This window comes from Caballeronia sp. GAWG1-5s-s (genome assembly GCF_023631445.1).
Lineage (GTDB): Bacteria > Pseudomonadota > Gammaproteobacteria > Burkholderiales > Burkholderiaceae > Caballeronia.
The window spans coordinates 253,508-266,789 of sequence record NZ_JALQDC010000029.1 but is presented as its reverse complement, the minus strand read 5'-3'; the positions used below and the strand labels follow the sequence as shown (position 1 = coordinate 266,789).

Genomic DNA, 13,282 nt, shown 5'->3' with positions numbered 1-13,282 from the left:
CACGACACCCAACGGCGTCTATGTGCAGACGTCCGGTCATGTGGTGGTGAACAATCACGCTGGCGGCGTCATCAAAAGCGGCACCTCGGACGGTACGTATGGATCCGGCGTACTGGCCGATGCAGGCTCGATCACCGTCAACAACGACGGGCTGATCGACGGATATCACGAAGGCGTCGGTGTGAAAGGAGCCAGTTCGGCGAGCGTAACCAACAGCACCACCGGCACCATACGCGGCCATATCGACCCGGGCGTGACGCTCGGGCCCGGCGGCACGCTCGACAACCGTGGCGTTATCTCGAGCGCGTCGCAATCGGCGGTGTTGATGAGCGGCGCAAACGGTACGGTGACGCTTGGAACAGGATCGCTCTTGAACGGCGGCAACGGTACGGACGTGCTCAGCCTCGCGCCCGGCAACGCCATCATCCTGAGCGGCTCGGGCACGGAGACAGGCAGCTTCGATACCAATTCGCCGTCCAATGGATTCGCCGCCTTGAGCGCGGTTGCAGGCAGCAATTGGACGCTCAACGGCTTCGTCAAGATGTCGAATCAATCGTCGGCGGCTGTCGTTGTGGACGGAACGCTGACACTCGCCAACACATTGACCAACGACGTCGGTAGCACGACGGTATCTCCTGGCGGCGTGCTCACGCTGGGCACGGGCGGTAGTAGCGGCAACGTGACAGGCAACATCGTCAACAACGGATTGCTGCGCTTCGATCGCGGCGACCTTTTCAGGTTCGACGGCACGCTATCCGGCGGCGGCACGCTCATGCAGATCGGCAACGGCACGACGTTGCTGTCGGCCGCCGGTTCGTCGCAAGGCGCTGTGAGCGTGAACTCCGGGGCGTTCTGGCTGGCCCAGCCGGGCGCGTTTTCCGCAAACACCTATACGACGCAGACGGGCGCGCTGACCGTCATGTCCGCCGATTCGACATTGGCCGTCGCCAACAGCTTCAATCAGCAGCCGGGTTCTACGCTCATCGTGGGACTGCGCACGGCCGAGCCGGTCATCACTGCGTCGAGCGGCACCCTGGACGGTGCGCTGCTGATCAACGGCTTCGCCCCTTCGGTGCCCGTGTCAGCGACTGGTCTTTTGAGTACCGTATTTAACGTCGTGCACACGTCGAGCCAGGCCGGCCTGTCCGGGGATTTCACCAGCGTACGTTTCGGAGGATCCATTCCCGTCGACTATCTGATACCGGCAGGCGCAAAGACGCCCGACGCACGAGATTACGACGTCCGCCTCGGCCTGACGTGGCGCGCGGGTGCAGCGCAGGGCAACGGCACGTTCACGCTTGCCAGCGCCGCCGATACTTTCGACGTCGACGTCCCGCTCATCGATCAATCGGGATCGTTCGCCAGCGGTTGGGATGGTCGCACGCTGACGAAGAACGGCGCGGGCCTGCTGATTCTCTCGGCTGCGAATGCCTACACCGGCGCAACGCTCGTCAACGATGGCATTTTGCGAACCGGCGTGGCAAACGCCCTCTTCAACAGCGGGAGTGTCAACCTCGGCAGCGGCGCGACGCTCGACCTCGCCAGCCTGCCGCAGCAGATCAACAACCTTAGCGGCAGCGGCCGCGTCCTGCTCGGCAACGCGAACCTGACCGCCCAGAACTCCGCCGACTCCGCTTTCGACGGGGCAATCGTCGGCAGCGGCCGCCTCATCAAGAGCGGCGCGGGTGCACTGGCGCTCGGTGGCATCGACACTTACAGCGGCGGCACGGATGTGCTGGCGGGCACGCTCGTCGCGCAACGCAGCGGGGCGCTCGGGACCGGCCCGGTCAGTAACGGCGCAACGCTGCGCCTCGATTTCGCGAGCGCGGGCATCGTGCCTAACGTGCTGTCGGGGCCGGGCGCGCTCGTCAAGACCGGCAGCGGCGCGGTCGCGCTCCTGGCGGCGGGATCGCAGCAAGGCAGCGTATCGGTCGATGCAGGCACATTGAGCTTCCTGCGCAGCGGCGTCTTCACGACCACCGGCGATTTCGTCACGGCACCCGGCGCGACGACGCTGGTCTCGTCGCAATCGCAACTGGCCGTCGGCGGCAGTTTCTCGATGAACGGCACGCTGGACGGCATAGCCGGCCCGGCTGACGCGGTCGTCGCAGCGAATACTGCATCCATCGCACCGAATGCAATATTCAATCTGGCGGGCTATTCGGCGCCCGCGTCGGCGAGCGCGCACGAACTTGCCAACAGCGTGTTCACGGTGATTCGGGTCGCGTCGCCCAGCGGTCTCACCGGAACGTTCGGTGCCACGCGCATCGGGGGATCGGTCAGCGCGCCGGATTTCCTGACCCTGACGAGCGGTTACACGCCGCAGACCTTCGTGGTCGCCGTCGCGCCGACGTGGTACGCCGGGCTCGGCACAACGCCTCAATTAGCCAACGGCGTGTTCACGTTGCCGGACGCGGGCGATTCTTTCGACATGGACATCGTCCTGGCCGATCAGGCCGCCAACGCCGCGACGGGCTGGGACGGCAAGACGCTTACCAAGGCCGGCTCCGGCACGCTCCAGTTGTCGAAGGCGAACACCTATACCGGCGCCACTTCGGTGACTGGCGGAACGCTCGTCGCGGGCGCGCCGGACATCATCGCCCGCAGTTCGCAACTGAGCGTGGCCTCGGGCGCCACCTTCGACCTGGGCGGCTTCGCCCAGCACGTCAATCATCTCACCGGTTCGGGCAGTGTCGCGCTCGGCGGCGCGGCACTGAACGTGAACAGCGCGGCCGATTCCACATTCAGCGGCGTCATCAGCGGCGAGGGAAGTCTCACGAAAACCGGCGCAGGCACACTGACGCTCGCGGGCGACAACACCTTCGCGGGCGTCACGACCATCGCCGCCGGAAGGCTGCAGTTGGGCGCCGGGGGCGCAAGCGGGAGCGTCGCGGGTGATATCGTCGATGACGGCACGCTCGTATTCGATCGCAGCGGCAACGTCGCGTACGGCGGCGCGATCACCGGATCGGGCGACGTCGTCCAGCAAGGCAGCGGCACGGTGACGCTCACGCGCACGCACACCTACGGCGGCAACACGGCGGTTAACAGCGGCGCGCTGGTGCTCGCGGGCGGCGCGCAACTTGCGAATACCCGGCAAGTGACCATCGCGCCGGGAGCGACCTTCGGCGGCTACGGCGCGGTAGGCGGCAACATCGTCAACAACGGAATCTTCGCGGTCGCCGATGCCGCGCCTGGCTTCGCAAGCGGGCCGGCCGGTCAGTTCGCGGTAGAAGGAGTGCTAGTCAATAATGGCGAGATCCGCATGGCCAGTCCGGCGCCCGCGAGCGTGCTGACCGTGAACGGCAACTATGCGAGCAATAGCGGAACGCTCGCGCTGTCCACCGTGCTCGCCGGCGACGGATCGGCCACGGACCGGCTGATCGTGCGCGGCGACACGTCCGGTCAGACGCGCGTCAAGGTGACGAACGCGGGCGGCGCGGGGGCGGCGACGACCAAGGGCATCGACATCGTAGAAGTCGATGGCCAGTCGAGCGGCGTCTTCAAGCTCGACGGCCGCCTCGTCGCAGGCCCGTACGAATACGTATTGCAGCAAGCCGGCGGCGACTGGTATCTGCGTTCGCTGTCGGACGGCCCCTCCCCCGCGCCGCGTCCCGAGCCCGGCGCATACCTGGGCAATCAACAGGCGGCGGCCAGCATGTTCAGGATGACGCTGCATGACCGCGCCGGTTTCGCCGATCCCTTGGCCGCGCAGCACGAGGGCGGCGGCGCATCGACCGCATGGGCGCGCACCCGCGGCGCGCATGTCGACGGCGAAGCGGCGGGCGGAAGAATCGGCGAATCGACTGATACGGCCATCGTCCAGGCCGGCATCGACGTGCTCAACCGCGTGCGCGACGGACATCGCTGGCAAGTAGGCGTCATGGCAGGCTACGGCTCGTCGACGACGGATGCAACAACGCGCAACGGCGGCGCGCAAGCACGAGGCAACACGAATGGTCTGAGCGGCGGGCTGTACGCGACATGGCACGGCAAGGCGTACTCCCTAGCCGGTCCTTACGTCGATACGTGGCTGCAGTACGGCCACTTCGACAACAGCGTGAAGGGCGATGCGCTCGCCGGCGAAAGCTACTCGAGTCACGTGTGGTCGGCATCGGTGGAAGGCGGCTGGGCGCTGCCCCTCGGCCAGACGTCGACTGGTCCGGTATTGCTCGAACCGCAGGCGCAACTGGTCTACAGTTATTATGACGCGGACGATCACACCGAGTCCGGCGGAACAGTCGTCAGCACTCCGAACGGTAGCAACTGGACGACGCGGCTCGGCATGCGGCTCTTTCATGCGCCGGGGTCGACGTCCGCACCAGGATGGCTGCCCTTCGTCGAAGTGAACTGGCTGCACGACACGCGAGTGGCGAGCGCGGCGTTCAACGGCTTCACGGTGTCGCAAGACGGCCCCAGGAACCGCTTCGAAGCCAAGATCGGTGCGCAAGGGTTGATTGGCCGGCAGTGGCGGGTGTGGGGCAACCTCGGATATCAGCAAGGCGCGGGCGGCTTTCACGCATATGAAGGCTTGCTCGGCGCGCGCTACGTCTGGTGAACGCCCGGCGTTCGTCATAACGAAGCTCCGCCGTGCCTGCCACGGCCCTACTATCCTTCCCCAACGACATGGGCTTCGCGGAAAAAAATGCCTGTTCCTTCGACCCTCAGGTCTTTTATCGTCGCGGGTAAACGATAGTGACATCGGCCGATGTGTGGTCCATATTTACTTCGTTTTCCTGATGTAATTAACACGAACGAATACGGAGGGACACATGGTGGACAGATTCTTTACACGGGCCTCCAGCCGTGCGCTGGCTGCATGCAGTGCGACCTTGTTGATGCTCGTCGCGCCACTGGCATCGGCGGACAGACCGGATGCCGAAGCACGAGACGGCTGGGTCGCCACCTGGACCGCCAGTCCGGATCGCAACAACAACATCACGACGCCGCAGAACTTCCCCGCCGCGACCACCATTCGTCAGATCGAGCATGTGAGCGTCGGCGGCGATCGCGTGCGCGTGAGGCTCAGCAACGAGTTCGGGACCGCGCCCGTGACCGTGGGCCCGGTCCATATCGCGCTATCGGCCGGCGGCGCGAAGATCGCGCCCAACACCGACCGCACGCTGACGTTCGGCGGCAAGACCACGGTGACGCTGTATGCGGGCGCGCCGATTCTGAGCGATCCCATCGAGATGCGGCTCGCGCCTTTGTCGGATGTCGCGATCAGCTTCTTCCTGCCCGACGCCACGCCCGCCTATACCGTGCATCAGCTCGCCGTGCAGAACGCTTATGTGTCGAGCGGCGACAACACCGCCGCGCCCGACCAGCCGTCTCCTCACAAATACACCAATCGCTTCTTTTTATCTGCGATCCTAACGGATACGGATCGCCCGACGCGCGCGGTCGTCACCTTCGGCGATTCGATCACGGACGGCTTTGCGTCGACCGTGGATGCGAACCGCCGCTGGCCCGACAATCTCTCCGCGCGCCTCAACAGCGCGGGGCCGCGGCGCGGCTACGCGGTGCTGAATCAGGGCATCAGCGGCAATCGCGTGGTGAGCGACGGCGCAGGCGTGAGCGCGCTCGCGCGGTACGACCGCGACGTGCTGAGTCAGTCGGACGTCAAATGGGTCGTGTTCCTCGAAGGCATCAACGATATCGGCTGGCCGAACACCGCGCTGGACCCATCGGGCCGCGTCGTGTCGGCGGGAGAGATCATCGACGGATACCGGCAGATCATCGCGCGTACGCACCTGCGCGGCATCAAGATCATCGGCGGCACGCTGACGCCCTTCCGCAACGCGCTGCAAGGCACCGCCAACGAAGGCTACTGGACGCCGCAAAAAGAAGCCATCCGTCATGCGGTGAACCACTGGATTCGCACGAGCGGCGCATTCGACGCAGTGGTCGATTTCGATGCGGTGCTGCGCGATCCGGCGCATCCCAACGACATGCAGGCCGTGTACGACAGCGGCGACCATCTGCATCCGAACGACGCCGGCTATGTGGCGATGGCCAACGCCATCGACCTGTCCTTGCTATTGCGCGGCAACGGCGACCGGAACGGTGATCGAGGCGACTGACTCGCATGAAAGCGCGATCGTCGCGGTGGCGTGCGCGCTGCTGCGACGATCGCGCGGCATCTGCCAAGCATGCTTTCCCCAATTCCCCGCAATCACACTCTCCTGCCCTGCGCTTCCGGCAAGAACTCACGCGGCCCGACATACTATCGAGCCTGACATCGCCCTTGCGGCTTGTCATACCATCGTCCTCGTGATCGGCGACGATCATGGCCTGCGCCCTCCGCACGACGGATGGGCGTTCCTCGACCCTTCACGGAAACCGAATATGACCATTCTCGTCACAGGCAGCACCGGCGTCGTCGGCAGTCAGATACTCGATCATCTCAAGGCGAGCGGCGCGCAAGTGCGTGCATTGACGCGTACGCCCGAGAAGGCGCGGTTGCCCGAAGGCGTCGTGGCGGTGCGTGGCGAGCTGTCCGACATCGACGGCTTGCGCGACGCGCTGAAAGACGTGAGCACGCTGTTTCTGCTCGCGCCGAACGCGCCCGACGAATTGACGCAAGCCATTCAGGCGCTGTGCATCGCGCGCGATACGGGCGTAAAAGGCATCGTCTATTTGTCGGTGTTCAAGGCGATGGAATACGCGGACGTGCCCCACTTCACGAGCAAGTTCGCGGCGGAAAGAATGATCGAGCAGTCCGGCCTGCCCGCGACCATTCTGCGCCCCGCGTACTTCATGCAGAACGACGTCCGCCAGAAAGAGCCGCTCATGACGCAAGGCGTCTATGCCATGCCCATCGGCGCGAAAGGCATTTCGATGGTCGATGTACGCGACATCGGCGATGCCGCGGCACGCGAGTTATTGCGCCGCGAAGAAGCGAGCGAGCCGCTGCCGCGCGAGCTGTACGAACTCGTCGGCCCGGACGCGGTGAACGCGGACTTCGTGACGGCGGCCTGGAGCGACGCGCTCGCGCGGCCCGTTCGCTACGGCGGCGACGACATCGACGCGCTCGAAGCGCGGCTCAAGGGCGCAGCACCCGCATGGCTCGCGTTCGACATGCGTCTGATGATGCAGCGTTACTTGGCGGACGGCGCGGTCGCGACGCCGCAGCAGATCGAGCGCATGACGTCGCTCCTCGGGCGTGCGCCGCGGTCGTATCGCGACTTCGCGGCCGAGACCGCGAGTGAATGGGCGAGCCGATAGCGCGTTTTCGCCGATGTGCACGACGCGACGCGCAAGCCGCCGCGCTGCGGCACAAGGATTGCATTACACGGCACCGGCCTGCATGACTTCCTGCGGGTGACCATCCTATTTCCGAGAGGACCTATGAAGACGGCAAAGATGAGCATTCTCGTTTCCGCACTGGTGCTGGCCGTATCGAGCGGCGCGTTCGCGCAAGGTTCGGGCGGCGGCCTGCCGGGCGGCAACGGCGCGGGCCAGGGCGGCGTCGGCGTCGGAACGCCGAACGGCAACGGTGAAACCGGCTCGCCGGCCGGCCCGACGGGCAAGCACGCGACGCGCAAGCACTCGAAGAGCAAGAAAGCGCACGCCTCGGGCGACGGCTCCACGGGGTCGAGCGGCTCGACCGGCTCGACCACGACGACGCAATAAGCGAAAAGCCGCGAGCCGCCTGCGCTGGCGTTATCCGCGGCGCAGCGGTGCGGCGTCTCCAGCGTGAGCGCAGCATCGGCGCACGTGGGCGGCGGCATGCAGCGTCGCAGCAACTGCGACTCGCGCACTGGTCCGGAGCCGACAGAGGCGCGTTACAACCCGCCACCCAGCGGCCATGCGAGCGCATAAGATCGATTCCAGCGCAGCGCAGACTCCCCCGGAACATGCCCACAATAACAACATGGTAGACACCGCCTCGACAGCACCGAACCTGTCATCGCGTCATGCGCGCCGCTTAGACGCCCATCGCCCGATCACTTCGCCCGTCACCGGCTGCAACTGACCGCAAAGCACTGCACGCCGACGCCGTCAGCGTCCGCTTCGCGCAATGTCGTTGCGTATCCGCCCCATACATAGCACAGTAACGAAGCCGGCCGGTGCCCGGTCAGTGCGGAGGCCAGACAATGGAAGCAAAGGCAACAGACCACCCGAAAGGCTCGGGCCTCGACTTCTCGGTCGTGGGAATCGGCGCGTCGGCCGGTGGCGTTCAGGCGCTGTTGCGGCTCTTCGAGGCGGCGCCCGCGTCGCCCGGCGTGGCTTTCGTGGTCGTGCTGCATTTGTCGCCGAATCATGCGAGCCATGCGCACGAAGTCATTCAGCGCGTGACGCCCTTGCGCGTGCGCCAGGTGAACCAACCGGTCCTTCTGGAGCCGGACACGGTCTATGTCATCCCGCCCGGCAAGTTTCTTTCGATGATTGACGGCCACCTGCGCCTGAGCGAGCCGGACCTGCCGCGCACGCCGCCGACGTCCATCGACGTCTTCTTCCGCAGCCTGGCCGACGCGCACGGCTCGCGCGCGTTCGCGGTCGTGCTCTCGGGATCGGGCGCGGACGGCTCGGTCGGCATCTCGCGCGTGCGCGAGCGCGGCGGCGTCACCATCGCGCAGCAACCGGACGAAGCGGAGTACGGCGAAATGCCGCGCAGCGCCATCGGCACCGGCGATGTCGACCTGGTCCTGCCGCTCGACGAAATCATCCCGAAGGTGCTCGCGCTTTCGCTGAACGCGAAGAAGATCGAACTGCCCGCGCCGTCAGACGACGAGTCCGCGCAGGACGACCTCATGCCGGACGCGCGGATCGACGCCATCAACGACGTCCTCGATCTGCTGCGCGCGCGGACCCGGCATGATTTCGCGAGCTACAAGCGCGGCACCATCGTGCGACGCATCGAGCGCCGCATGCAGGTGAACGGACTCGCGACCGCGGCCGCGTATCGCGACTATCTTGCGCGGCATAGCGAAGAAACGCCGAAGCTGCTCGCCGACCTTCTCATCGGCGTCACGAATTTTTTTCGCGACGCGGACGCCTTCGCCGCGCTCGAAAACACGATCATTCCCGACCTAATGCACACGCTTCACGGCCGCGACAAGGTGCGCGCGTGGGTTCCGGCGTGCGCGACGGGCGAAGAGGCTTTCTCGATCGCGATTCTCCTCGACGAAGCCGTCCGCCGTTTGCCGCATCGCGTTCAAGTGACCGTCTATGCGAGCGATATCGACGAGCGCGCCATCGCGGTCGCCCGTTCGGCAAGTTATCCGCTCGCCATCGAGAACGACGTCGGCCCGGCCCGCCTCAGCCAGTATTTCACGCGAGACGGCAACCGCTACCGGCTCGTGAAGTCCCTGCGGGATACGGTGATCTTCGCCGCTCACAACCTGTTGCGCGATCCGCCGTTCTCGCGCATCGATCTGGTCTCGTGCCGCAACGTGCTCATCTACATGGAACGCCGCGCGCAAAAACAGGTGCTCGACACCTTCTTCTACGCGTTGCGTCCGCATGAAGGCTTCCTTTTTCTCGGCACCGCCGAATCGGCCGACTTCGCACAGGAACTGTTCCGCCCCATCGACAAACAAAGGCGGATCTACCGCGCGCGGCCCACCTCGGCGGAGCCGGTCGCCACGGCCACGAGCGGACTGCTCGCCGACAAGGACGAAAGCGCAGGCCACGCTTTCCGCGGTACGACCTTCTTCCACGATGCGACGGACGTGCACCGCGTCTATCCGCGCCTACCGAGCCAGGCGCGCGCGCTCGACATGTTCGGCCCCGCCGTCATCGTGATGCGCGCCGACGGCACCATCGTGCATCGCTCGGCGCGCGCCGACACGTTCACCGAAAGCGTCCGGCACACGCGCGTGACGAACCTCTTCGACATCGTGCGCCGGGATGCCGAGGAGCGCGTGCGGCAGGCGGCAGAGCGTTGCATCGCCGGCAAGCAGCGCGAAGACGAGCGCTCCGTTCCCTTCGTGACCGCGGCGGGCGAGATCCAGGCGGATCTCTCGCTGCGGCCGTATCGCGATTTCGCGTACCGGCAGCAGCTCGTGTCGGTGATCTGCGACTTCGCCTCGCCCGGCGACGCGACGGATACGCCGCGCGCGTCGACAGGCGTGGACACGCTGGACTCGCTGAGACAGGCGCTCGAAGGAAGCGAAGAACGGCTGCGCACGTCGATCGATCATCAGCAGTCCTCGAGCGAGCAGTTGCGAGCCTCCAACGAGGAACTTCAGGCGATGAACGAGGAACTGCGTTCGGCGACTGAAGAACTGGAAGCGAGCCGTGAAGAATTGCAGTCGCTTAACGAGGAACTCCTGACGGTCAACGCCGAATTGATGTCGAAGGTGCAGGAATCGTCGCGCGTCAGCGACGACCTCCAGAATCTGATCGCGCTCGTCGGCGTGGCGACCGTGTTCGTCGACCGGACGCTGAGAATCAAGCGCTACACGGCGCCTGCCGATTCGTTCTTCAACATCCGTCCGATCGATCAGGGACGGCCGCTCGAACATTTGACGCACCAGCTCGATTATCCGGACATGCTCAAGGACCTTCGCGAGGCGTTCGAACAGTTGAAGCGTTCGGAGAAAGAGGTCAAGAGCAAGGACGGCCGCACGCTGCTTGCCCGCGTGCGGCCTTACCGCACCGACGACGACCGCATCGACGGCGCGGTGCTCGCGCTCATCGACATCACGGAACAGAAGGCCGCGCAGGATCAGGCGCAAGCGAGCGAAGAGAAGCTGAGGCTCGCGGCGCACGGCACGCATGACTGCGCGATCATCGTGATGGACGAGGACGGCACCATCGTGAGCTGGAACGTCGGGGCCACGCGCATTTTCGGATTCGACAGCGCGGAAATGGTCGGCAAGCATCTGGACCCCATCTTCACGCCGGAGGACCTCGCCGACGGCGTGCCCGCGCGCGAACGCAGGAAGGCGCGCGAGCGCGGGCGCGCCGAGGACGAACGCTGGCACGCCACCAAACGCGGCACGCCTGTGTTTTGCAGCGGCTTTTTGAGCCGCATCGACGCATCGGGCTTTTCCGGCTATGCGAAGATCGTTCACGACGCGACCCAGCGCCGCCTCGCCGAAGGCCGCAAGGACAACGTGATCGAGCAGGAGCGCGCGAACAACATCGAGATACGCAAGTTGAGCCGCCTGAAGGACGAGTTCATCGCGGTGCTGTCGCACGAGCTCAAGAATCCGTTCAATCTCATTCACATGAAGGCGGAGATTCTCGCGCGCATTCCGGAAGCGCGTCATATCGGCCGCGTTCAGGAAGTGTCGGATGCCATTCAGAAGTCGGTGCTCGCGCAGGCGCAGATCATTGACGACCTGCTCGACTTCTCGCGCATCCAGACGGGCAAGCTCTCGTTGCGCTTCGCCCCGACCGACGTGGCGGCCATCGTCCGCTCGGTCACCGATGCGATGCAGCGCGATTTCGACGAAGGCGGCATCGACCTGAGGCTTTCGCTCGCCGAGTCGCCGATGCTGATTCGCGGCGATGCGATCCGCGTCGAGCAGATCGCCTGGAACCTTCTGAGCAACGCGCTCAAGTTCACGCCGCGAGGCGGGTGTGTCACCGTGACGCTCGAACAGCGCGACGATATCGTGCGGCTGCACGTGATGGATACCGGCTGCGGCATCGCGCCTGCCGCGATCACGTCCATCTTCGACATGTTCCAGCAGACGCCCAACGTGCCCTACCGCGCGCGGCCCGGCGGACTGGGCATCGGCCTGTCGCTCGTGCGGCAACTGGCGCAACTGCACGGCGGCAACGCCGAGGCGTTCTCGGATGGCGAAGGACGCGGCACGCGCTTCGTGGTGTCGCTTCCCGCCGATGCGTCGTTCGCCCACCGGCAGGCCGGCGACATGCCCGCCGATCTCACCGTGTTCAAGGACTTGCGCATTCTGCTCATCGAGGACTCGGAAGAGTCGCTGACCGCGATGGCCGACCTTCTGTCGCTCTACGACGCGCACGTCGTTTCGTCGGCGAACGCGGCCGATGCGCTGCAAAGGGCGTCGGAAATGCAGTTCGATCTCGTCGTTACGGATGTCGGCCTGCCGGACATGGACGGCTATCGGCTCGTCAGCGCGCTCAGGAAGCTGCCCTTGTGCGCGGCGATTCCCATTGCGGCGCTGACGGGCCGTCCCGTCACGCAGGAAGAAGCGTTCGCGCAAGAGGCCGGATGCGACGCGTGTCTTGCGAAGCCGTTCAATTTGCAGGCCCTTGCGGATGTCGTCCACCGGCTCAGTCCTCGTCGATGAGGCCAACGGTTCGCTCGCGCGAACGCAGCCTCTGCTTGCAAGAATTGCCCGAATTCGCCGCGAAAAGCGCGGGTTTCCACCGGCTTGGAGAGCCCCGAGCCCTGTAATGCTCGGGCTTTTGGGCATCACGAACAACAGGCCCGATCCTTGCTCATACAAAAGCGTGGTCACCCCCACGTAACCGATAGGAGAAACACCATGAACAAGGACCAGGTCAAGGGTACCGCCGAGAAGGTGAAGGGGAACGTCAACGAAGCCGTCGGCAACATGACAGGCGACACCAGCCAGGAAGTGAAGGGCCAGGTGCAGCAGGGCGTAGGCGAAGCCCGCAAGCAGTACGGCGACGTGAAGGAAGACATCAAGAAGGACCAGCGCTAGCCGCAGCCCCGCAGCCATGCGGGCTTAAACCACGAGCCGCGTGCCGGACAGACGCGGCTTTCGCACATATGGGCCGCGGCGTAATGCGCGATGACTTTGAAGTTTCTCCCAAGTGTGCGATCTGGACGCGCCGCCGATGTCATGGCGCGCTGCCGCCTCGCGTGCTTGTCGTCGACGACTATGTCGATACGGCCGACGCCATCGGGATGGTGCTGGCCCTCGATGGCTTTCCGACCGAAGTCGTTTATAGTGGCCAGCAGGCCATCGAGGCATCGGAACGCTGGCGGCCCGACATCGTGCTGCTGGATATCTGGATGCCCGATTTGTCGGGATTGCAGGTCGCCGCCAGCCTGCGCGCATCGGCCACGCTTGCGCAACCGGTACTCGTCGGCCATTCGGCGCTTTCGACACCGAGCGATCTGCAGGCAGCGAGGCAAGCCGGTTTCGATGCTTACTGCGCCAAGCCGACGGACGCGGACAAACTCGCTCCGTTACTGCGATATCTGTGCGACGCCGACCGTGCTTGCAGTGCGCCGCCCTCGTGACACATTGAACAGGACTCCATGCAAACCGTGAAGGCCCGAGCGATATGAAACCAACGCACATTCACTCCGAGCCCGTTGCAATACAAGGAGCCGCCGACCGGGCCGGCCCCTGCCCTGCATAATGCGCGAGGC

7 protein-coding genes are annotated in these 13,282 nt (G+C 65.3%); all 7 read left to right on the top strand.

Annotated elements, in window-relative coordinates; genetic code table 11:
* The first annotated feature begins 22 nt into the window (after positions 1-22).
* The 7 genes from NCR34_RS22200 to NCR34_RS22170 all read left to right on the top strand — a co-directional run bounded on the left by NCR34_RS22200 (position 23) and on the right by NCR34_RS22170 (position 13,150).
* Positions 23-4,558 carry an autotransporter outer membrane beta-barrel domain-containing protein gene (locus NCR34_RS22200; protein ID WP_250501061.1) on the top strand — a complete coding sequence of 1,512 codons (4,536 nt, stop codon included), beginning with the start codon at positions 23-25 and terminating at the stop codon, positions 4,556-4,558.
* A gap of 214 nt (positions 4,559-4,772) precedes the next feature.
* Positions 4,773-6,083 carry an SGNH/GDSL hydrolase family protein gene (locus tag NCR34_RS22195; RefSeq protein WP_248324693.1) on the top strand — a complete coding sequence of 437 codons (1,311 nt, stop codon included), beginning with the start codon at positions 4,773-4,775 and terminating at the stop codon, positions 6,081-6,083.
* A gap of 265 nt (positions 6,084-6,348) precedes the next feature.
* Positions 6,349-7,227 carry an NmrA family NAD(P)-binding protein gene (locus NCR34_RS22190; protein ID WP_248324692.1) on the top strand — a complete coding sequence of 293 codons (879 nt, stop codon included), beginning with the start codon at positions 6,349-6,351 and terminating at the stop codon, positions 7,225-7,227.
* Between the two features lie 123 nt (positions 7,228-7,350).
* Positions 7,351-7,635 carry a hypothetical protein gene (locus tag NCR34_RS22185; protein ID WP_248324691.1) on the top strand — a complete coding sequence of 95 codons (285 nt, stop codon included), beginning with the start codon at positions 7,351-7,353 and terminating at the stop codon, positions 7,633-7,635.
* Between the two features lie 464 nt (positions 7,636-8,099).
* Positions 8,100-12,227: a chemotaxis protein CheB gene (locus NCR34_RS22180; protein ID WP_250501060.1), complete on the top strand. Its 4,128-nt coding sequence runs from the start codon at positions 8,100-8,102 to the stop codon at positions 12,225-12,227.
* Between the two features lie 198 nt (positions 12,228-12,425).
* Entirely contained in the window at positions 12,426-12,605 is a 180-nt protein-coding gene (locus NCR34_RS22175) for a CsbD family protein (RefSeq protein ID WP_248324689.1), read from the top strand.
* 161 nt (positions 12,606-12,766) lie between these two features.
* On the top strand, positions 12,767-13,150 hold the full coding sequence (locus tag NCR34_RS22170; RefSeq protein ID WP_248324688.1) for a response regulator: 384 nt from the start codon (positions 12,767-12,769) through the stop codon (positions 13,148-13,150).
* The last annotated feature ends 132 nt before the right edge of the window (positions 13,151-13,282 follow it).

Coding starts and splice junctions, on each gene's coding strand:
- NCR34_RS22175 (WP_248324689.1), top strand. CDS start 12,426: ATGAACAAGGACCAGGTCAAGGGTACCGCCGAGAAGGTGAAGGGGAAC.
- NCR34_RS22180 (WP_250501060.1), top strand. CDS start 8,100: ATGGAAGCAAAGGCAACAGACCACCCGAAAGGCTCGGGCCTCGACTTC.
- NCR34_RS22195 (WP_248324693.1), top strand. CDS start 4,773: ATGGTGGACAGATTCTTTACACGGGCCTCCAGCCGTGCGCTGGCTGCA.
- NCR34_RS22185 (WP_248324691.1), top strand. CDS start 7,351: ATGAAGACGGCAAAGATGAGCATTCTCGTTTCCGCACTGGTGCTGGCC.
- NCR34_RS22190 (WP_248324692.1), top strand. CDS start 6,349: ATGACCATTCTCGTCACAGGCAGCACCGGCGTCGTCGGCAGTCAGATA.